Below are 21613 nucleotides of genomic sequence, written 5' to 3'. Positions count from 1 at the left end.
TCAGCCGAGCCTCGGTACCCAGTAGATCAGCAGATAGATCGGAAGCCAGGTTGCGACCACGAAATCCCAATAGAAAACATTGTCGCCGACGTCGCCGAAGCGTCGCCCGCTATAGCCATGGCGCGTGAACATCAGCACCGTCAGCACGATCGTATCGCCGACATCTGTTATCAGATGCGTGGTGTGGAGCCCGAGCAGCACCCAAAGCATCGAGCCGTAGGCGTTCGTATCCCAGTAAACGTTCAAGGCCGGAAACTCGAACCAGCGCACAAGGAGCGGGGCGAGGCCGAGCAGCGACATGACAACCAGTCCGATCCGCACCGGCACGATGGCGCATTGCTTGGCATAGCGATCGAGGATGTGGTTCGGCACCAGGCTGGCGATCAGCAGCAGCGTGACGATCGTTCCTGGCCAATGGTTCGGCTGCGGTGCACTCAACGGCCATTCAGGCCAAGAGACCGCCAGGTAGAGATAGGCGGCTGCGGCGAGCGCAAAGCCGGTGCCCTCCAGAGCCATGAAAGCGAGCGTGCCCCACCAGGTCGGGCTGCGCGGACCATGCCCAAAGGTGGGGAGACCGGAAACATCTGTGACGGGACGCTCGTTCATTCCTCGTCCTCCAGATCACCTTTTGGCCAGAACCAGCCGATCAAGGTGACGGCGATTGGCAGGGCGCCCCACACGATGGCCCAGGGGGTGAAGATCGAATAGAGAAACGTGCCGCCTACGGCGAACGCTGCAAAGAGCGGCCAGATCGACGGTGTCGCCGATTTCTCGCGAATGTCGGGATGCGCTTCAGCGACTGTCGAGACCAGCAGCTCGCGCGCGTCGACGCGAAGCCCGGTCGCTACGGGAAGAGCGTCGCGCTCGGCCCAGAGTGGCTCCGCGTTGGTGACGACCGGAATGCGCGCGAAATTATAGCTCGGCGGCGGCGAGGGCGTTGCCCATTCCAGGGTGCCGGCCTCCCAGGGATTGTTGCCTGCCGCTGCGCCTTTCAACGCGCCATGCACAAGATTGAAGGTGAACAGGACGAAACTCAGGAAGAAGACCACCGCGCCTGCTGTTATGAACAGGTTGATGTTCCCCCAGCCAAGCTCGGCCGGATAGGTGTAGACCCTTCGCGGCATGCCCCACAGCCCCACGATGTGCATCGGGAAAAAGGCGGCGTTGAAGCCAATGAAGGCCAGCCAGAAATGCAAGCGGCCCAGGCGCTCGCTCATCATGCGGCCGGTGATTTTAGGAAACCAGAAATAGGCCGCACCCAGCAGCGGGAATACCGATCCGCCGATCAGCACATAGTGGAAATGCGCGACGACGAAGTAGGTGTCGTGCACCTGCAGATCCAGCGGCACGGAGGCCAGCATGACGCCGGTGAGACCGCCGATGACGAAGATGAAGAAGAAGCCGAACACGAACAACATTGGCGCGCGGATCACCGGTCTGCCGTCCCACATCGTTGCCAGCCAGCAGAAGATCTGTACGCCGTTGGGAATAGCGATCATCATGCTGGAAGCGGTGAAGAAGCTGGCGCCGAGCTTGGGCAGGCCTGTCGCGAACATATGGTGGACCCACAGGCCAAAGGACAGGAAGCCGACCGCGATCAACGACAGAACCATGCCGAGATGGCCGAACACCGGTCGGCGGGCGAAAGCCGGGATGATCGAGGAGACCATGCCGGTCGCCGGCAGGAAGATGATGTAGACCTCGGGGTGACCGAAGAACCAGAACAGATGCTGGAACAGCAAGGCATCACCGCCTTCGGCCGGGTTGAAGATGTGTGTGCCGACCAGCCTGTCGAGGATCAGGAATGTCGAGGTGATCATCACCGCCGGCATTGCGAAGACGACGACAAAGGAGGTGACCAGCATCGCCCAGACGTATAGCGGGATCTTGTCCAGCGACATGCCGGGAGCACGCTGCTTCAAGATCGTGACGATCGTCGCCACTGCCACAGCCAGTGAAGACACCTCGGTATAGGTAATCATCTGCGCCCAGACGTCGGCGCGCTTGCCAGGGGCGAATTCGGGACCGGACAGCGGCACATAGGCGAACCAGCCGACGTCCGGCGCCATGTTGAGAGCGAAAGACACCCAGGCGAACAGGCCGCCCGAAACATAGACCCAGTAACTGAACGCATTCAGCCGCGGAAACGCAATGTTGCGGGTGCCGACCATCAGCGGCACGAGATAAATGCCGGTCGCCTGCACGATCGGTACCGCGAACAGGAACATCATCGTGACGCCGTGCATGGTAAACAGCTGGTTGTAGAGGTCCGGCCCGATCAGCCCACGCTGTGGTCCCGAGAGCTGAACACGCATAGCCACTGCGTTGAGCCCGCCCAGACACAGAAAGATAAAGGCAGTGATCAGATAGCGCCTGGCGATCACCTTGTGGTCGACGCTCGAAAGCGCGCCGACGATGCCGGGGGGCGTACGCCAGGTGCGCTCCAGCCGCCGCTGGAGGTCGGCTTCCTCCATGCCGGTATCGCGCGGTCCGTCATGCTCGGGAGCGAGATCTCCCTTTGCTTGGGCTTCCGCCCGCAGGTCGCGTCCGCTCGTCAGGTCGGCGCTGGTCATTTCAGCCCCTCGAGGTAGGCAATGATGGCATTGAGCTCGTCGCCATTGAGAGCCGTTACAGGCATGTGGGAGCCGGGCTTGATGCCTTGCGGGTCGGCGATCCAAGCGGCGAGATTGCCGCGGCTCATCGTCAGCGTTCCGGCTGCGAGAGTTTGCCGGCTGGCTATATGGGTAAGATCGGGCGCTACCGTGCCACCTGCGGGTGTGCCGCCGATCCTGTGGCACATCACGCAGGGCCGCTGGAGGAAAAGATCCGCGCCGGCCTTGGCTTCGGCATTGGTCGGAGCGGCGGCAGGCCGCAACTGGTCGTCCAGCCACGCATCGAACTGCGGCCGCGGCTCGGCAATGATGAAGGTGCCCATGTTGGCGTGCTGCGCGCCGCAGAACTCAGCACATTGACCACGATAGACGCCTGGCTTGTCAGCCCTGATGTCCAGCACATTCATATGTCCGGGGATGAGGTCGAGCTTGCCGGCAAGGCTCGGCACCCAGAAGGAGTGGATTACGTCTGTTGAAGTCAAAAGAAGCCGAACCGGCTCGCCGGCCGGAATGTGGATTTCGTTCGCCGTCGTCAGGATGCGGCTTGGCTGGGCATTCTCGTAGCGCACTTCCCACCACCATTGGTGGCCGGTCACGCGGACCGTCAGCGCCTCATCCGAGCCGATCCCGGCAAGCGTCCTGTTGGCGAAAAAGCTCAACAGGGTCAGCCCAATTAGGATCGCCGCAGTCACCCCAACCGCGGTCAAGACCACGCGCATTTTGCGATGTTCGGAAGCGAGGTCGAGCACGAGCGGATCTTTTCCTGTTCGAACTCGCTGGAACAGGGTGGCGACCAGCACGACCATCACCAGCATCCACACGGCCGCGCACAGGGCAGTGAAAAACCAGATCAGCCAGGCGAGCTCGCCCGCGGCCGGGCCTTTCGGATCGAGAGCGGACTGCCAGCCGCTGCAACCTGAAAGCGCCAGGAGAGCGGCTGCGCAACTCGCTTTGGGAAAAAATCGTTTCACGGCGATTTCCCCAGCGTCGCGGCATCGGGGAGGCGATTTTCCGACGGATGGACCATCATGTCGTCGTTACGCTGTGGTGCGGCGGAGGAGGGGGCGTTGCCGCTCAGCGAACGTACGAAGGCTGCAAGCTCCCAAATCTGATCATCGGGTATCTTGTTTCGGAAGCTAGGCATGCCGTTAGGCCGCCCGTCCCGGATAGTTGCGTGGATACTCTCGATCGAGCTGCCGTAAACCCACTTCTCATCCATCAGCGCCGGTCCCATGCCGCCGCCGCCATTGGCATGGCACCCCGAGCAATTGAACCAGCTGAACAGGCGCTTGCCCTCGCTAAGATGAAAGGCGTTGGCCTCGAAGCTGGCCGCCTTGTTGTCGCTCGGGAGCGGCCTTTGGCCGCCTGGCTCCAGCGCAGTCACCGGCGTTGGCTGTTGGCCGGACCCAAGGGCCGATTGCGGACGTGTGTCGCGCTCTTCCCGCTGGCAAGCGGCAAGGGCCAGCATCGCCGACAAGAGCACGGTGAGGTTCCGCCTCATCGGTCCGCGCTCCCGCCGGTATCAAGGCGCGGCACACCGTATCGGGCCAGGGTCGCGTCGATCTCAGCCTTGTGCTTGGCAAGGGCTGCATCCACTTCGTCGCGCAGCCCGTCGTCCCCGCGTCGGACGCCCATGGAGATGTCGTAGACCATTGGCAATTGAGGCCCGTCGATTCGAGGTGTCACGGGCGTGATGCGCAGCGGTGTCTTCTGCTTGGCGGCGAAATAACCAGCGAGCGGGCCCCAGACGACGGCAACATCGATCTCGCCGCTGGCCACCGCCTCGACAATGCGCGCGGGCGGGTTGGGAGCCGAATAGTCGCCATAGACTGGATAGCCGACGAGATGACCGACAATGCCGCGGCGGCCGAGTGCCTGGGCCGGTGGGGAGTTGGCCCCGTCATCGCCGATGAGCTGCACGCCGATGCGTAGAGTGCGCAGGCGTGGATCGTTGAAAGACGTGATCTCGGGACTGTCCCGCCGCGTCACGAAGACATAGGTCGAGCGGTAATAGGGAGCGGTGGCGCGGAGAATTTCGAGATTGGCGGGAGTGCCAGGTATGAGATCGCACAGGCCTGCCTTGAGCGTGTTGCGAACGAAACCGCGGCGTTGGGCCCACCAGGTATAGGAAAGTCTTGCATCCAGCTCTTTGGCGATGATCTGGGCAATCTTGTTTTCGAAGCCCTGTCCAGCGGCGTTGGAAAACGGCATGTTGTTAGGGTCGGCACATACCTTGAGTTCACGTGCGTCGGCGGCAACCGCGAAGAGCAGCGAGGCAAACGCTACCACCGCGGCCACAAGACGCCCGTTCGCCTCGCGTCTTCGAACTGCCTTCAACTCGAAAGCATCAGGGGAGCCGGAACACATAGAGCGTGCCTCCCGCCGTGGTCGCGTTCTTCAGGTCTTTCATCGCATTGACGAAGCCGAGCGCGGCGGTAGCGTCGCGCGGGTCGAGGTCGCCCGATACGATCGCGCCGGCCCAACCGCCGACGCCCGACAGGATCGCGACATATTGGTGCCCGTCGGGGCCGCGATAGGTGACCGGCTGGCCGATGATCCCGGACGAGGTCTTGAACTGCCAAAGCAATTCCCCTGTCCTCGCGCTCACAGCTTTGAACCAGCCCTCCATTGTGCCGTAGAACACGACGTTGCCGGCGGTGGCGACCGCGCCACTCCACACCGGAAAATTCTCTTTAAGGTTCCAAGCCGGCTTTGCGGCCGCGATGTCCCAGGCGGTGAAGGCACCGCGGTTGCCACCCGGGCCCGGGATCATGCGCACATTCATGCCGACATAGGGGGTGCCGGCGATGTAGTTCACCTCGAGGCCTTCTTCGTCCATGCACAGATTGTTGTGTGGGATGTAGAGCAGTCCTGTCTTCGGCGAGAACGCAGATGGCTGCCAATCCTTGAGCCCGGATGCTGTCGGGCAGATATCCCGGATCACCCTGCCGGTGCCGGTTTTCTTGTCCGGGTTTTCGATCAGGCGCCCGGTTTTCAGATCGACGCCCTTGCTGGAATTGACGGCCCCATAGGGTGTCGCTGACAGGACTTCCCCGGTGGTCCGATCCAGAATGTAGAGATAGCCGTTGCGCTCCGGGCGGACGAGCACTTTGCGCGGCTTACCCTGCCAATTCATATCGAGCAGGATCTGCTCGTTGATGCCGTCGTAGTCGTGCAGGTCGTGCGGGCTCCATTGGTAGAACCATTTCGCGGCTCCGGTATCGGGATCGCGCGCGAAAATCCCGGAGGTCCATTTGTTGTCGCCGGGCCGAAGGTCCGGATTCCACGGCCCTGGATTGCCGGTCCCGTGATAGATCAAGTTGAGGTCCGGATCGTAAGAGATCCAGCCCCACATGTTGCCGCCGCCGATCTTCCAGGCTTCCGGCGGCCATGTGGTCACGCCAAGGTCTTTGCCATTGTCCATTTCGTAGTGCGGCTTGAAATCCGGCCCGATCAGCACGTCCTTGTCCGGTCCGGTGCCGTAAGCCGTCCAGACGACATGTCCGTCGCCCGCATCCAGCGCCTTGACCCAGCCGCGCACACCCATCTCGCCGCCGGAATTGCCGACCAGCACTTTGCCCTTCACCACAAGCGGCGCCATGGTTATGGTCTCGCCGATATTGATGTTGCCGACATGGGCGTTCCACACCGGTTGGCCAGTGGCGGCATCCAGCGCGATCGTGTGACCATCCAGCGTGTTGAAGAAGAGGCGCCCGTCGGCGAAGACCGCACCGCGGTTGACCACGTCGCAGCAGGCAACGCCCTGCGCGGCAGGCTCAGGATTTGGCTCGTACTTCCATTTCATCGGCGCGCCCGGTTTGGAAAGATCGAGCGCGTAGACGATGTTTGGAAAAGGTGTCACGATATACATCGTGTTGCCGACGACGAGTGGCGCCGCTTCCTGACCCTTGTTCACTCCGGTCGAAAAAGTGAAGGCAACTTGAAGGTTCTTGACATTGTCCTCGTTAATGTCCGCCAGTTCGCTGTAGCGCGTCGAGGCATAATTCTTAGCCGGCATTGTCCATTGGCCGTCATCAGGTGGCGCGGCCGCGGCGGGCGGTGTGATGGCGGGTGTCACCGCGGACTGCGCGGCCGCGGCGTTCAGCAATGAGCAGCCTGCGGCCAGCACTAGCCACTTCAACGGCCTAAAGTCGAAACCGCGGCCCCTTTCCGCTCCTCGGCCGTCTGGTGTCGCAGATGCGTATTTCCCCGCCACTTTCAGAGATCCCCTCATTTGCGGATCGAACCTCCCACTCCGGCGCCGAGTTCGGCCGCGACGTCTGCCTCGGTTCCCGCGCACAACGGATGACCCCAGCCGGAGGCGCTCTTTCCGCCAGGATCGAGATCGTAGACGATGGCGTCCTTGGCGTTGGGGTTGACGCCCGCCGGAACCTTGTCCAGGCCCAGGGCCGCACGCAGGCGCCAAGCGACATTGTGATCGGCGCAGGAGGAGTCGCCGCTGATGCCAAGCCCGCCGACAATCGTTTTGCCGTCGTAGAGAGCAAGGCCGCCGCCAAATGCCACGACGCCGCCGATCGGCTTGCCAATCAGCGGATCGCTCGCACTCCCAAAGTTCTTGCTGTCGCCGGCATAAGCGGCTGCCTGGTTGACAGGATTGGTAAGCTGCAAGCCGAACAAGGGGCCACCCGGCTGAACAGAAGCATATAGATTCGCCGTCGAGAGAGCCATCTGGGCAACGCTGAGCCCGTTGGCCGTGCTGGCCTTTTCGGCTGCGATCAGCCGGCTGCCGGGCCACTGCGCATCGCTGGTGGGGCCGCTGAAAGCAACGGCGCAAACTGTCCCGTCACGCGTAACGATCGCCGCCCATTCATTGGTCTCGAAGCCGCCATTGGCGGGGCCTCCGCTTGCTTTGACGTTTGCCTTGAGGGCAGCCAGGAGCTTGGCGTGGTCGGCGGGGCAGGGTAGCTGTGCCCAGGCCCTGCTTTGCAGCAATGCACAATTAACGAGTACCAGGAGGCTGAAAGCCAGGGAGGAAAGCTGTGGGCGACCCATGATCCGGAGCATTCGTTGAACACAATGTGGAAAGTGGGAGCGCTCACAGAGCAAGGAATCCTCGCCCGATCCCTTGGCAAACTGAGCTATGTTCCCACACTTTCAATGGAACTCGGACGAGGCCCCTATGTTCCTAGTTCCTGAAATTATGATGGAAGGCACAGACGTTGCGACCATGGGCAGCAGCTCATTCTGCCGCCGACCGTGAGCGGGCCGATATAGACATTGCCGGGCCAAACAGCTCGACCAGCTCCTCACCGCTCTCCGCACCTATGGATTTTCGACGCCTGAAAGTGCAGACGCTATGCGCAAGGTAACCGAACCGACGGACAGGCGGTTTTGCGCCCAGGCCACAGACCTGGAACCGCGTTATGGCATCATGTGAGCCTGTTGCGCATCCATCGCTCCCATGTTCTGGCTGAGATGATTCATGATCCACACCGAGCCCAAAACGACCAAGGTCACGATCAGCACACCGAAAGCGAGCGCGAGCACGTTGTTGGTGTTGTCAGGTCCTGTCGTCAGGTGCAGGAAGAAGACGAGATGGACGCCCATTTGTGCGATGGCAAGCACCGTCAGGGCCGAGATCACGGCCGGCTGGTAAATTAGATCGGTTTGTGCCGCAATGAAGGACGCCACTGACAACAGGATTGCCAGGCCAAAGCCCAGCAGATAGCCGGAAAGGCCTCCCGCCACCTCGTGTTCCTCGCTGCGTTCTTCGCCTGGTGCGGAATCGCGGCGGTCAAGCATGTCCTCGTTCCGGCTGTCCATTTCGCTCATGATGACGCTCCCAGCAGATAGACCAGGGTGAAGATGGCGATCCAGATGATGTCGAGCGCGTGCCAGAACAGGCTGAAGCAGTGAAGCCGGCGCAATATGTCGGGAAGAAAGCCTTTTATCCAGAGCTGCGCCATCATGGTGCCGAGCCAAAGCAGGCCAAGTCCAACATGAGTTCCGTGGCAGCCCACAAGGGCGAAGAACGCGGACAGGAAGGCGCTGCGTGATGGGCCCGCCTGCTCATTCACCATGGCCGCGAATTCCTGCACCTCCAGGAACAGGAAGGCTGCACCAAGCAGGCCGGTCACCAGCAACCAGAACTGGGTGGCGGCCATTGATCGGCGGTGGGTCGCGAGCATCGCAAGGCCGCCGGTGAAGCTCGAGGTGAGCAGCAGCGCCGTCTGTGCCGCGACGCGCGTCAACTCAAACAGCTCCTTGCCTGTTGGCCCGCCCGCCGCCGAATTGGACAGGACGGCATACGCGGCGAAGAAAGCCGAGAACATTATGATGTCCGACAACAGGAAGATCCAAAAGCCGTAGGCAACCGTGACGAACTTCGAGGCCGGGCCTCCCTCGCCGTGGCCGGTCGCCGAGAACACGTGATGGCCATGCCCTGCGGTGCGGCCCAGCCGGTAGGGATCGCGCGTTGCGGTGCCGGCGGGGATGTCGCTCATGCCACACGCTCGCGTCTACGCATCCAGGCAAGCTGGGCTGCCTTGCGGTCAAGATCGATGCGGCCGACCTCGTCGGCAGGGATCTCGTAATCGCCATGCTCGCGCCAGGCGAATACAACGAAGGTGGCATAGGCCCCGATGAAGCCGACAACCGCCAACCACCAGATGTGCCAGATGAGCGCGAAGCCAATCAGAGTGCTGAAGAAGGCGGTGACGAAGCCTGTGGGGCTATTGCGCGGCATCTCGATCGCCTCGTAGTCCTCTTCGGTCTCCTGACTCTGCTCGTCCATTGCCCTTTGCTTGATGGTCCAGTAGGGCTCCTCGTTTTCGACATGCGGCAGCCGCGCGTAGTTGAAGACGGGCGGCGGCGAGGATGTCGACCATTCCAGCGAGCGCCCGTCCCAAGGGTCGCCGGTCTCGTCGCGCAACTCGTCGCGATGCCTGATCGAGACGACGAGCTGCGTGATCTGGCATGCGGCGCCGACGATCATCACCACGATTCCGAAGGCCGCCACGACAAGCCACGGCGCCCACATATCCATGTCGATATGCTGAAGGCGGCGGGTCATGCCGAGAAGGCCGACGATATAGAGCGGCACGAACACCAGAATGTAGCCGGCAAGCGTGACCCAGAACGCCGCCTTGCCCCAACCCTCATGCAGCCGGAACCCGAAGGCTTTCGGGAACCAGTAGGTGAAGCCGGCAAAGGCCGCGAACAGCACGCCCGAGATGATGACGTTGTGAAAATGCGCCACGAGAAAGAGCGAATTGTGCAGCATGAAATCGGCCGGCGGAACGGCGAGCAGCACGCCGGTCATGCCGCCGATGATGAAAGTGGTGACAAAGCCTAGCGCCCACAGCATTGGCGTTTCGAAGCGCACGCGCCCGCCATACATGGTGAAGAGCCAGTTGTAGATCTTGACCCCGGTGCCGACGGCGATAACCGAGGTGGCGATGCCGAAAGCCGCATTGACATCAGCGCCGGCGCCCATGGTGAAGAAGTGGTGCAGCCAGACCATGAAGGAGACGATGCAGATGAACATCGTCGCCGCAACCATCGAACGATAGCCGAACAGCGGTTTCGACGAGAAGGTCGAGAAGATCTCCGAATAGATCCCGAAGGCGGGAAGCACGAGGATGTAGACCTCGGGGTGACCCCAGGCCCAGATGAGATTGACGAACATCATCTGGTTACCGCCGGCTTCGTTGGTGAAAAAATGGAAGCCGAGATAACGGTCGAGGGTTAGCATGGCGAGGGTTGCGGTAAGGATAGGGAATGCGGCGACGATGAGCATGTTGGAGGCAAGCGAGGTCCAGCAGAACATCGGCATGCGCAGATAGCCCATGCCTGGCGCGCGCATCTTGAGGATGGTGGTCGCCAGGTTGACGCCCGTGAGCAGGGTGCCGACGCCGGAGATCTGGATCGACCACAAATAATAATCGACGCCGACGCCTGGCGAGTAGGTCGTCTCCGACAGCGGTGCATAAGGCAGCCACCCGGTGCGCGCGAACTCGCCGACGACGAGCGAAATGTTGACGAGCAGCGCGCCGGTCGCGGTCAGCCAGAAGCTCACTGAGTTCAGCGTCGGGAAGGCGACGTCGCGGATGCCGAGCTGCAGCGGGATGACGAAATTCATCAGTCCAATGACAAAGGGCATCGCGGCGAAGAAGATCATGATCGTGCCGTGGGCCGAAAAGACCTGGTCGTAGTGCTCCGGCGGCAGGTATCCCGGCCCGTGGATGGCGAGCACCTGCTGGGTGCGCATCATGACGGCGTCAACGAAGCCGCGCAGAAGCATCAGCGCCGCCAGCACGATATACATGACGCCGATCCGCTTGTGGTCGACGGAGGTTATCCACTCATGCCAAAGGTAGGGCCAGTAGCCTTTGATCGTTACCCAGATCAGAACGGCGGCGGCGGCCAGGAAGACGATCAGGGCCGCGCCGAGCGGAATAGGCTGGTCAAAGGGAACGGCCGACCAGTCGAGCTTGCCGAGCATCGTCATCCTCCTTCATCGTGCTGGTGAGCCATGGGCGGCGCTCCCGCCTTGGGCTCAGCTTTCGGGCTCACCTGCGGCTCTCCGGCGGCGGTTCCAGCAGGTCCCGGCCCCGGACGTAGCGTCTGGTGCACGACCGCATCGAACAAGCCCGGCTGCACATGGCCGAACGAGGATGCCGGCGTGTTGATGCTTTGCCTGGCAAGCTGGCGATAGGCGCTGGCGTTGAGCACGCCGCCTCCGCCATGCAAGGAGGAGGCCCAACTGGCGAAGGCGTCAGCCGAGATTGCCCTGACACGGAAATTCATGTCCGAAAAGCCATCGCCACTGAAATGCGCCGACAGGCCGAAGTACTCGCCCTCGCGATCAGCCTGCAGGTTGACCTCGGTCTGCATGCCGTTCATGGCATAGACCATGCTGCCGAGCTGGGGCACAAAGAAGGTGTTCATGACGCTGGCCGAGGTCAATCTGAAACGCACCGGCATGCCGGTTGGAATAACCAGCTGGTTGACCGTTCCGACACCTTGATCGGGATAGAGGAACAGCCACTTCCAGTCGAGCGCCACCACCTGGATTTCGAGTGGCGGCCGGCTGGAGTCGATCGGCTTGCGAGGATCGAGATGGTACGATCCATAATAGATCAAGCCACCGAGGAAGAGGATGGTCAGCGTCGGAATCGACCAGACGATGAGCTCGATCCGGCCGGAATAGGTGAACTCTGGATCATACCGAGCCCTGCGGTTCGAGGCACGGAATATCCAGGCGAAGGCAAGCAGCGCGACCAGCGTCGGAATGACGATGACCAGCATGACGGCCAGTGAGTTCAGGAGGATCGTGCGGTTCCCCGCGCCGACCGGTCCCTGCGGGTCGAGCACGCCTCCCGCGCAACCCGACAGGGTTACCGCTGCGAAAATCCAGAGAAGCGATAGGCCTCGACTACAACGGTGTAACACTGGAAAACATCATAGCCAACCGCCGTCCCGGGGATGAGTAACTGCATAACTGAGGCGCGGGCTGCTTGTTCCGCAAAGATGCGCTTTTGTCTCCAACGGCGAAGGGCGCTGCATCGAGATGACGGAGCGTCTCGCGCGCCCCACGCTCCGATCTCAACTTGTTCTACGTCAGCGTTACGGCAAGCTAACGTGCTGCAGGCTGGATGCTCTTCCTGCGGAAACGGACAGCAAATGTCCAACTCGGGGGTACCGCGGGTGCTACGGCGAACGCGAGCCCTACAAGATGCAACCCGACCTCGGGCGTGACGCCGTTGCACGCTGGGATGTTTCGCGATCACGCAATATCGGTTGGCTTGGCTCTTAAAGGTTCCGCCCTGTGTGCTCCTTCCCGGCGAGCCGTTGAGCTCGCGGTTCGCGATCCGCGTCGGCAGGTCTCCGATTGCCTGCTATGTAGGTGCGATTTCAGGCAACCAACTCGAGCTGCCAGCATTGATTTGGGATAGTCTCGGGAGAAATGCCATGCTGCAATTCAACCTGCCTCGAGAAGTTGCAATCGGTGATGAAGTTGCCCTGACGAGTACGGTCATGGACATGCTTCCCAGTGGACGCGCCAGGGTGAGCATCCCCTCCTATGATCGTCCTTATGCGATCGATGCGCCCCCCAGAACTCACGTCGGAGACAAAGTCGTTCTTGTTGGGGACGTCACTCGGGTCGATCCCGCAACCAACAAGCTGAGCGTACGGATTGACTGTGGCGGTGTGGTTACCGTCCACAAGTCGGCGATCATAAGGCTCAAGAAGAATTGCGCGGCCCGAAATGGCTGACACATCACCCTGCGACGTAAAGCTCGCCAACGAGGCCGAGCTCGCGGGATGGGATTATCCACGCCATCTCACCGCGCCAGCCTTACCGACGGGCTGCGCTCGATGAAGCTTGACCTCATCGGCGAGGTGGCCGAACTCGCGCGTTATATCGGCTACTGGAAGCCCTATGCGACGAGCCATGAAGGGCTTGACGCCAACCGTGCAATCCAGACCGGGGGTCCGCAACGCGGTGTTGGCACTGGCGGAAGCGGCCAAAAAACGGCGTGCAGGGCAGTTTCCACCGATCGTGACATCAATCGGGACAGGCCACGACGCTCCGCGTCCGATATGGCGTGACGGATGAGGGAGATGCCACACTGGGTTCGCGGTGCCTGGATTCTTTTGAAGGATGCCGTCACCGGCTTCATCAACGACAATGCGTTGAGCCACGGGGCAGCGGTGGCTTTCTACGCCACGACATCGCTGGCGCCGATCCTTCTGATCGTCGTGGCGGTCGCTGGTCTGGCGGTGGGCAAGGATGCGGCCCAGCTCGCCCTGTCAGCGGAGATATCCGGCGCGATGGGCGCGCAGAGTGCCGATCTGCTCAAGGCGACGATCGAGACGGCTTCGCACCGATGGTCCGGGACGCTTGCCACGCTCATCGGATTGGTGACGCTTTTCTTCACTGCCTCCGGTGTTTTCGGTGAGATGCAACAGTCGTTGAACGAGATCTGGAAGGTAAAAGCCGACGGCCTGTCGCTTTCGCGCCTGGTGCGGGCGCGCGCGGCAAGCCTCGGCCTGGTTGCCGCGTTGGGCTTCATGCTGCTGGTATCGCTGGCGGCAAGCGCAGCGATCACCGCGCTGAGCGATGTCATCAATCACCACCTGCCGTTCGGCGAACTGGTGCTCAGCACGGTCAACACGGTTGTCTCTTTCTTGCTAATTGGGCTGCTCTTCGCAGCGATCTACAAGGTCCTGCCGGATCGCACGCTCAAATGGCGCGATGTTGCCGTCGGTTCGGTGGTTACTGCGTTGCTGTTCACCATCGGCAAGTCGCTGATCGGCTGGTATATCGGCACCAGCGCGATAGCGACTTCCTACGGAGCGGCAGGCGCGCTTATGGTGGTGCTGCTTTGGGTCTATTATTCAGCGCAGATATTCCTGTTCGGTGCAGAAATTACGCGCGCTTACTCGGTCAGGCGCGGAAGCCGGCCAGACCTTGCGCCGGTAGTGGCGTTGAGCGGCGACAAGATAGACACGCCGCGCCGGCCTGAGGTGCATGACGGCGAGATCGCCGCATGGATTGTGGTAAGCAGCCTGATCACCGCGCTGCTCTCGCATTTGTCGCGGCGAAAGCAGGATTGACGCCGCGCGGGGGCACCGTTGGCATGGAAAGCCGCACCATCCGTGATGCGATCGCGTGCGTCGATGCTGATCAGGCGGGCGGAACGGAACGATCCGGCTGACGTTTGTGCCAAGGATCGGCGCGACAGGAGGACTGCATGGCGGCCCCACGAGCAGTTTGGAAAGGGTTTCTGAAAGTCGGGTCCGTGTCGTGCGGAGTGAAGCTTGTGGGTGCAACCAGCGAGGCATCGAAAATCCACTTCAAGATTTTGAATCGGAAAGATGGATTACCCGTCAAGGCTGCCTATGTTGACGAAGAGACGGGCGATGTCGTCGTTAGCGAAAACCAAGTCAAAGGCTACGAGGCAGACGCGGGCGATTTCATCAAGGTCGAACCGGACGAGATCAAAAAGCTGAAGATGACGTCTGAGCACACGCTTGAGGTCGACGAGTTTGTCGCCATCAAGGATATCGACACGCGCTACCTGGAAAAGCCTTATTACCTGATCCCTGCCGACGGCGCTTCCACCGAGGCCTTCTCCGTGCTGCGCGAAGCGATGGCCAAGAAGGGCGTGGCGGCGCGGTCCTGCGTGGTGCTGTACCAACGCGGGCGCGAAGTCGTGATACAGCCATATGGCAAGGGAATGCTGCTTACCGAGTTGCGGACCCATGACGAGATGATCTCGGAAGAGACCGTATTCAAAGACCTGGAAAGCCATGAATATGACCAGGAACTGCTCGAAATCGCAGGCCTGCTGATCGACAAAAAAGTGACCAAGTTTGATCCGTCGAAATTTGAAGACACCTACGAGGATGCGCTCATCGCGTTGATCGACGCAAAACGCAAGGGCAAGCAGCCGCCCAAACCGGTGCCCCCGCCCAAGGAGAACGTTATCGATCTGGCGTCGGTTCTCCGCAAGAGTCTCGCCAAGGAAGGCATCAAGGACCGCCCCAAAGCCAAAGCCGGACGCAAATCGGCATAGTCGCGGATTTGGCTGTCTGCTTTCTTCGAATTATGACCGAAAACGATCCTGTGCCGGGATCAGAAAAGATCGATTGGTCGCTCGGGCTCGGGGCTTCCGCCCGAGTCATTCGCGCGGTGCAGGGGCGCGTCGCCTTTAACCCCAAGATGCACGTCCCATCGACTGCGAAAAGGCGGGCTTTGCAGACAGGCGGTGACGGCTGCCGCCCCTCCAGTCAATAATGTGCTTCTTTTCACATGGAGATACTCACCGAAAGATACATTGATCAAATCATATTGTTCGATTTTGGGGTCGAAAGGGGAATCGCCAACATATGCACGTCGCAATAAGGAGAATTGGACGAGATGCAATTCATTGGGATAAATTGCACATAACGCAATGACTCGATGAATTGTAGGTTGAGGGGCAACAAAGGCATTGCGAATATCTGTCGTCTTGTCTGTGATTTAACCATAGCTGGTACACGAAAAGGCAATTGGTGATCGTCGGGCCGGGCTAGCGTTATTCCTCCGCGGTTTGGAGATGGTGCGTCCGCTCCCGAATGTGCCCAGCGTCGCGATACAAGCGGCGTGAGTTGGATGTCCAAGAGAGGGCTTGCAGTGCACCAACGTGCATATCTCGACGAGTGTTGGTGTTGCCGGAACCGTGGTCGACCAGGCAGGGAGAACTCAGATGTACACTCATATCCTCGTGAGCACGGATGGCTCCGACGTCGCCAGGAAGGGCGTTGAGCAGGGGATAGCCCTGGCGAAAGCCTTGGCTGCCAAGGCGACAGTTGTCACGGTCACGGAGCCAATGCTGATTGACTATGGAACCGGATTTACCTCCGGGTCTATTCCTTCGCAGGAGGAGGTTGATAGTTTTGAGGCCGCGAGCAAGGAATTCGCAGGGCAAGTCCTCGATCAAGTCAGGGAGGCAGCCGACCGGATGGGGGTTTCCGCAGAATTTCTACATGTCCCGGATACCTACCCGGCCAAGGCGATTATCGACACCGCCAAGTCACGAGGCTGCGACCTGATTGTGATGGCTTCCCATGGCCGTCGTGGCATCAGAAAGCTTTTGCTGGGAAGCCAGACGTCGGAGGTTCTCGCGGATGGAAGTGTGCCTGTATTGGTCGTGCGGTAGCCAAACGAAACCGGAGAAGCGCCGGCTTCCTCTGCGCTCAAGCTTCCGGAGAGACGGTGTCCTGTGACGAGGATGTCTCCACGCGTCGGCCTCGGCATTTAGAGGTGCCGCGCAATGGCATTCATGATTGCCGCAGGCTAGACAACGATAACGCGCGCGCCGTTGCGCACCGTTCCGAAGAGTTCAAAATATGCTCGTTCAACATCCTGATGCAGCCGGATGATGCAGCTTTTCCAATGGTCCACGGCTCATTGGTCCCATGAATGCGATACAGCGTGTCCTGGCCATTGCGATACAGATACAGCGCCCGGGCGCCGAGAGGATTGTTTGGGCCTCCCGGAACGCGCTGCGGCAAGCTCGGATTACGGCGTCGCATGTTGGCGGTGCGGGTCCAGGTCGGCCATTGGGCTCTTCGTTCAACGATGGCTTCTCCACCCCATCGCTGTCCATCCCGACCGACAGCGATGCCGAAGCGGATCGCCCTGCCTGCGTCTTCGACATAGTACAGGAAGCGCTCCTGCTTGTTGATTAGGATTGTTCCGGCGGTTTCCCTACCCAAGTAAGGCACTGTTTGCCGACGGAATTGCCGGGGGATGCGCGTCTTGTCTACGAGAGGGATGTCAAAAGGCTTATCTGGAATTCTCCCGATATACCAACTCTTTTGGGAAGCTTCCGCATGCCCGGACAGCGCCAGAAATGATATTCCCCCAACGATCACGGATCGTCTGCTCAAAGAATTCACCAAATGAACCTCCGAAATTTAATGACTTCTTGGCTGGTATTTTATGAGCTTCGATGAGCCTGCGCTATCGGGACCAACACTTCTGACATCGGCCTCTCCGCTGAGGGTGCAATCTCTTATGTCATACGAGCGCCTCGTCAGACTGCGTGGTGTTCCCGGCGGGCAGTTCGAACCGGCGCCCAATCTCCAGCTTCGCCAAGGAATGGGTTCACTCTTGTCTTCGACAAGATTACCTCAGCCGAAGACTCCAATCACGTAGTCGAAAGCTGATGGCTGAGAAGGCAATTGTTGGCCAGGAGGCTGTTCAGAGAAGGTTTGCCGTTGTTCGACCGCTCCGCCAACGGAGGGTGCTTGAGGCCCAGCCAGCCCGCCTCCCGCGCCTCTTTGGGCGAGATTCCGAACTCGCGCCTGAATGTCCGGCTATATGTCGAGGGATCCATGAAGCCCCACTCCTCCGCAATGCTCGAAATCGGGCGTCCATCCGCGATGTTTCCGAGCGCGTCCCTCGTTTTCAGCAGCCGCTGTCGCCGGATATAGTGCGAGATTCCTCCGGCTGGTTCGAAAATCCGATAAAGTCGAGAGCGTGAAATGCCGAGGTCTTGCGAGAGCTTTCCCGGTGTCAGATTCCGGTCGGCCAGATTGGCTACTATGATCTTGTTCGCGCGGGCCATGATGACCGCGTCGATCGGCTCCTGTGCTTCGAAAAAGTGATCCCGGGACGGGGAAATGCACGCGGCAAGCAGGCTGGTGGTGGCCGATGCGACATACGGGACGTCGCTTTCCGTGCGATGGGGGAAGGAATGATAGAGCAGCAGAACATAGTCGGCGACGAATGCGGCCATCTCGGGCCGGATATCGAGCGTGAAGGGTTGCGAGAAGGCGAAATCCCGCGGAAGGAATAGCGCAAGGACACCGTCATCCTCACCCTGGTCTTCATGGGGTGCACCCAGGCATTGCCAGCGCAGCTGTCCCATTCTTGGCGTGCCGCCGCCCGCGGGGATTGTCTGGGGCACCGAAAGAGCCCAGTGGTCGAACACCGGACTCTTTCTGCTGCGCCACCGCCGACGGTACCCCATCCCGGGATATTCGATGAAAGCCAGCACGAGGCTCTCCAACCGCCACGCCCGCTCGCGCGCAGAGAACGAGCCGAACTCGTCTCGCAGCAATTCGACGTCGGCTATATTTGAGTGCCAACTCCGGAAAAGGTCGAATTGCTCGGGCGGTGGCGCCTGCGAGGTATCAACGTCTACGACGCATCTTAGAGGTTCTGGGGTCCCGATCGTTTCGCTTTCGCTGACAATTGATGGCTTGTCTTGCATTGAGGCAAACTCATTGCTTGAAAGAGGGTGACGGCAACCCCATGGAATTCTCGATCAAGAGACCAGACGTATCGGGCTCATCCCCGGCGGATGTAGCCGCGGCGAGATCGAGGTTATGGGACTTGAAATCCTGACACCCGCACCTGCTTGGGTGGTATAGAACCAGTCGACAAGAACATCTCGCCCAGCCAGCAGAATCGATGATGTGCGGATGTCGGCAGCGTGTATGGCAACTGCTCCAGCGATCGGCTCGCCAAGAGTATCGCTTCGTACTGTTACCTCCATCACAAGCTCCTATCGAGCTAGCAGATCAACAATGAACGATGTGCTTTTCGCAAGGAGACGGTCCTGACAATTAAAAATCCAGAGTGGAGTTATCGAAAATCGTGATGCTAATGACGAGGACACGGCCGAGCTTAAACGGTCATCGATTTTTGAAAAATATGCGAGGAATCCATAATATGGGTTTGACGTATATTTCTTGTAGCTTGTGGGATGATCTCCAGGCGCCCCGACCTCTGCCAGGAATCCGTCACTGTCTTGAAGAAAGGGACAATCCCAATGAATTGTTGATCAGAAGGTTGCTCAGGATGCCAGCATCCGCGAGGGGCTCATCCACAGTCAGCCAGGTCGAATGCTTGACGCCCTGCCACCCGAGTTCGCGCGCTTCCCTTGGAGAGATGCCGAACTCTGTTTTGAACATCCGGCTGTAGGTAGACGGATCTTGGAAGCCCCATACTTCGGCAATGCTGGAGATCGTTCGCCTGTCCGAACTGTCCGCTAGAGCGTCGCGCGTTTTCAGCAGCCGCTTGCGCCGCACATAGTTGGACACACCGCCCACCGGCTCGAAAATCCGGTAGAGACGGGAGCGTGAGACACCGACCGCACGGCAGAGTTTGTTGGGCGTCAAGTCGGGATCGCTCAACCTCTCTGCGATACGCTTGGCAATCCGAGCGGCAGACACCGCGTTCACAGGCCCTTGCGCCTCTGCCAGATGATCTTTTGTCGGCATAAGAGCAGCCGCGGAAATGTTGGCAGTCGCGGTGACGATATGGGGCAGATCCGCTTCTCTCAAATGAGGAAGTGAGCGGTGCAGCAGAACGGCGTAGTGCGCAAGAAAATCCAGTGCCTCGTCGCTGGCTTCGATTTTCGATGATCTGGTTGCCGGCCATGTGCGGGGCAGAAACAGTGTGATGAACAGATCATCGTTGCTCACTCCAACATCGGGCAAGGCCAGACACCTCATGCGGGGCCGACGAGATATCATCTCGCCGGCAGCAGACTGCGAGAACGGCACGGACAGCATCCAGTGATCCAACAGGGACCGTCTGCGATGTTCCCATTGTATCTCGTAGCCGGAGCCTGGGATTTCGATGGAACTCAACGCCAGATCGCCCAACTGCCATACCTGATGACGAGCCGGGAACACGGCGTGCTCGGCCCGAAGAAGCTGTATTTCGGCAACCCCAGCAAACCATGATCGATAGAAATCAAACTGTTCGGCTGGGGGTGCCGACAAGCTATTTACGTCGATGGCGCATCTTAGAGGCTCATCCGCAAAAGGGTCGGTGGGAATGCCGGCAGCGGTTACTCTCGCGTCCATAACAAACTCCTGTCGTACATGAGACGCCGAAGTATAGGCAGCTCAAGAGGTCGGCAGGCCGTTTCCCGCAAGGAAACCGACAATAAAACACACCCTCAACCTGCCGCCGCGGATGAGATTGATTTTGAGGCAATCTTAAGCCGGAGATGCTCCCCTAGAGTGGGCTAGGAATCCCAAACGTAGACAATGCGTTTATTTCTCGTGGAAGCTGGGACAGCGTTTTCGCATCGTATTTATCCTTGCGACTATGGCCATTCTCATCGGCGCCGAGCGCGCCATGTGGAGTGACCTTGCGTTTCTCTTGCTTGCGACCAACCGGTCGGAAGGTTTGTTGCGGCCCCACTGAGGTCGCGCCATCAGAATCTCCTGACGGCCAACCAATTTCTATCCACTTTCCGACGGAGTGCCCGAAAGCTCTCGGATTGGGGTGGTTCAGCAGGCAACTAGGCCGAATGCGGGCTGCACATAGCTGTGATGAGGCCCTACGCGTAGGTGTGTCGTTGGCTTTAGGATTCGCCGACCGCGGGGGATCCGGCATTTCTGCCGACTGCCTCCGTCCACAGGAGCCGACGGCTTCATCGTCTTCCCATCCTGATCAAAATGCCTGGGCACCGCGTTAACCAGCCTCGGATCGGCAGGTTTGAGCATCCCATCAGTCTGGTGCTGCGTGTCTCCAGAAGCGCCGACGCGCCTCACTGGGGGAGCATCCGAAGATTGACGTATAGGCTCCAGCGAAACGGCCCAGGTGCCAGAAACCAAAGCTCATGGCGATGTCGGTGATCGAGAGGCGATCGCCCTGCGTCAGGATAAGGCCGTGCGCGGCCCGAAGCCGCCGCTCCCGCTCGTAAGCTCGAGGGCTGACTCCCAGACGTTCCTGAAAGGCGCGCTCCAACATTCGCTCGCCAATGCCCAGTACCTCGCAGACTGCACTGACGGAAACAGGGCTATGAGGCCTTGCCTCCAGAATGGCCAGGGTGGCATCAACGATATCGCGCCGATCGCTGGAACCGAGGGCGCGGGGGGATGGTTGCTCCGTGAGGGAAAGCACCCGCGCGAGCGCGGCGCCCGCTTCGCTCGCCGCAACGGCCAGGCCGGCACTTAGGTCATAGCCACGCTGTGCTGCAGCTTCCGCGAACCCGACGGTTCGCAGCAGCCTCTGCTGAAGCTCCAGCTCGGCTCCTGCCGTGAGGCGTTGCTCATGTATCCCTGGCATCAGCGCGGTCCTCTGGCCCAGGTGGGAGGCTGATGCCGTGCGCAGAGACTCGAGCGCGGACCCACGCAGACCGATCCGCATGAGGCGATAGCTTCCTGGCATCTCCAGCTTGAATTCTGTTCCCGGGCCGATGATCCGCAACTGCGGTACTTCACTCCGTTGTCCGTTGAAGGTCGTGCCTTCGCCCCAGAGGAACACCGCCGTCAACGCATCGTCATTGATCGCCCCGGACATGGCGATGCCACCCTTGTCCCGCAAATCGAGGACGAACGCGTCGCCATAGTCTATCGTTGCAAGGCTCGATGCATGGCGCTGCTCGCCAATCTGCTGGATATGGAATTCCGCGTCGGGATCGGACTCGCGGGTGCGCGCGACCACGGAATTATACTGGCGGGCGTACCAGTTAGGAGCCTCCAACAACGAGGGCCTCTCCAAGTCTTTTGTCCGGACTGGA

Annotated in this window: 20 protein-coding genes; 5 read left to right on the top strand and 15 right to left on the bottom strand. The window is 60.2% G+C overall.

The genetic code is table 11. The features are described 5' to 3' along the window. From LB547_RS10375 to cyoA, 11 genes are all read right to left on the bottom strand, one after another. Nucleotides 1-606 carry a heme-copper oxidase subunit III gene (locus LB547_RS10375; protein ID WP_140500655.1) on the bottom strand — a complete coding sequence of 202 codons (606 nt, stop codon included), beginning with the start codon at nt 604-606 and terminating at the stop codon, nt 1-3. Further along, nucleotides 603-2573, bottom strand: a complete 1971-nt coding sequence (ctaD, locus tag LB547_RS10370) for a cytochrome c oxidase subunit I (RefSeq protein WP_140763573.1) — start codon at nt 2571-2573, stop codon at nt 603-605. Before ctaD ends, LB547_RS10375 begins: the two co-directional genes overlap by 4 nt. Further along, nucleotides 2570-3583: a cytochrome c oxidase subunit II gene (gene coxB / locus LB547_RS10365; RefSeq protein ID WP_140584239.1), complete on the bottom strand. Its 1014-nt coding sequence runs from the start codon at nt 3581-3583 to the stop codon at nt 2570-2572. The genes ctaD and coxB overlap by 4 nt, the downstream gene beginning before the upstream one ends. Further along, entirely contained in the window at nt 3580-4113 is a 534-nt protein-coding gene (locus tag LB547_RS10360; RefSeq protein WP_140500652.1) for a c-type cytochrome, read from the bottom strand. The genes coxB and LB547_RS10360 overlap by 4 nt, the downstream gene beginning before the upstream one ends. Then, nucleotides 4110-4910, bottom strand: a complete 801-nt coding sequence (locus tag LB547_RS10355; RefSeq protein ID WP_224655851.1) for a substrate-binding domain-containing protein — start codon at nt 4908-4910, stop codon at nt 4110-4112. The genes LB547_RS10360 and LB547_RS10355 overlap by 4 nt, the downstream gene beginning before the upstream one ends. 49 nt (nt 4911-4959) lie before the next feature. Next, the gene (locus LB547_RS10350; protein ID WP_263483110.1) at nt 4960-6720 is read right to left on the bottom strand and encodes a methanol/ethanol family PQQ-dependent dehydrogenase; all 1761 of its coding nucleotides are present in this window, start codon (nt 6718-6720) and stop codon (nt 4960-4962) included. A gap of 122 nt (nt 6721-6842) precedes the next feature. Continuing rightward, complete coding sequence (locus LB547_RS10345; RefSeq protein WP_224656130.1) at nt 6843-7565, bottom strand: GlcG/HbpS family heme-binding protein; 723 nt, start codon at nt 7563-7565, stop codon at nt 6843-6845. A 429-nt stretch (nt 7566-7994) separates the two neighbouring features. Beyond that, entirely contained in the window at nt 7995-8405 is a 411-nt protein-coding gene (gene cyoD, locus LB547_RS10340) for a cytochrome o ubiquinol oxidase subunit IV (protein WP_140565671.1), read from the bottom strand. Continuing rightward, complete coding sequence (gene cyoC, locus LB547_RS10335) at nt 8402-9076, bottom strand: cytochrome o ubiquinol oxidase subunit III (RefSeq protein WP_140622727.1); 675 nt, start codon at nt 9074-9076, stop codon at nt 8402-8404. The genes cyoD and cyoC overlap by 4 nt, the downstream gene beginning before the upstream one ends. Beyond that, nucleotides 9073-11076 (bottom strand): cytochrome o ubiquinol oxidase subunit I, encoded by a 2004-nt coding sequence (gene cyoB / locus LB547_RS10330; protein ID WP_181167678.1) that lies wholly within the window; start codon nt 11074-11076, stop codon nt 9073-9075. Before cyoB ends, cyoC begins: the two co-directional genes overlap by 4 nt. A gap of 2 nt (nt 11077-11078) precedes the next feature. After that, nucleotides 11079-12026, bottom strand: a complete 948-nt coding sequence (cyoA, locus tag LB547_RS10325) for a ubiquinol oxidase subunit II (protein ID WP_140763570.1) — start codon at nt 12024-12026, stop codon at nt 11079-11081. A 519-nt stretch (nt 12027-12545) separates the two neighbouring features. Between cyoA and LB547_RS10320 the strand changes: the two genes are divergently transcribed. The 5 genes from LB547_RS10320 to LB547_RS10300 all read left to right on the top strand — a co-directional run bounded on the left by LB547_RS10320 (nt 12546) and on the right by LB547_RS10300 (nt 16282). Next, complete coding sequence (locus tag LB547_RS10320) at nt 12546-12851, top strand: preprotein translocase subunit YajC (RefSeq protein WP_140521307.1); 306 nt, start codon at nt 12546-12548, stop codon at nt 12849-12851. 48 nt (nt 12852-12899) lie between these two features. After that, nucleotides 12900-13187, top strand: coding sequence for a hypothetical protein (locus LB547_RS10315; RefSeq protein ID WP_140559924.1), 288 nt, complete (start codon nt 12900-12902; stop codon nt 13185-13187). Between the two features lie 12 nt (nt 13188-13199). After that, complete coding sequence (locus LB547_RS10310; RefSeq protein ID WP_140559923.1) at nt 13200-14195, top strand: YihY/virulence factor BrkB family protein; 996 nt, start codon at nt 13200-13202, stop codon at nt 14193-14195. 137 nt (nt 14196-14332) lie between these two features. Continuing rightward, nucleotides 14333-15157: a Ku protein gene (locus LB547_RS10305; protein WP_140565660.1), complete on the top strand. Its 825-nt coding sequence runs from the start codon at nt 14333-14335 to the stop codon at nt 15155-15157. 672 nt (nt 15158-15829) lie between these two features. Further along, complete coding sequence (locus tag LB547_RS10300) at nt 15830-16282, top strand: universal stress protein (protein ID WP_140499425.1); 453 nt, start codon at nt 15830-15832, stop codon at nt 16280-16282. Between the two features lie 121 nt (nt 16283-16403). On the opposite strand, the gene LB547_RS10295 is transcribed toward LB547_RS10300, so the two are convergent. From LB547_RS10295 to LB547_RS32490, 4 genes are all read right to left on the bottom strand, one after another. After that, nucleotides 16404-17000 carry a L,D-transpeptidase gene (locus LB547_RS10295; protein WP_224655848.1) on the bottom strand — a complete coding sequence of 199 codons (597 nt, stop codon included), beginning with the start codon at nt 16998-17000 and terminating at the stop codon, nt 16404-16406. Nucleotides 17001-17275: 275 nt separating this feature from the next. Further along, a complete protein-coding gene (locus LB547_RS10290; RefSeq protein WP_140630375.1) occupies nt 17276-18343 on the bottom strand; it encodes a helix-turn-helix domain-containing protein in 1068 nt (355 codons plus the stop codon). Between the two features lie 532 nt (nt 18344-18875). Further along, nucleotides 18876-19946, bottom strand: a complete 1071-nt coding sequence (locus LB547_RS10285; RefSeq protein ID WP_140499421.1) for a helix-turn-helix domain-containing protein — start codon at nt 19944-19946, stop codon at nt 18876-18878. Between the two features lie 652 nt (nt 19947-20598). Further along, nucleotides 20599-21537, bottom strand: a complete 939-nt coding sequence (locus LB547_RS32490) for a helix-turn-helix domain-containing protein (RefSeq protein ID WP_140499419.1) — start codon at nt 21535-21537, stop codon at nt 20599-20601. Nucleotides 21538-21613: the final 76 nt, after the last annotated feature.

The sequence above is a fragment of the Mesorhizobium sp. B264B1B genome (assembly GCF_020165765.1).
In the GTDB taxonomy this organism is placed as follows: Bacteria; Pseudomonadota; Alphaproteobacteria; order Rhizobiales; family Rhizobiaceae; genus Mesorhizobium.
Note: the sequence above shows the minus strand (reverse complement) of the source record. Positions and strands in the feature narration are given on the sequence as shown.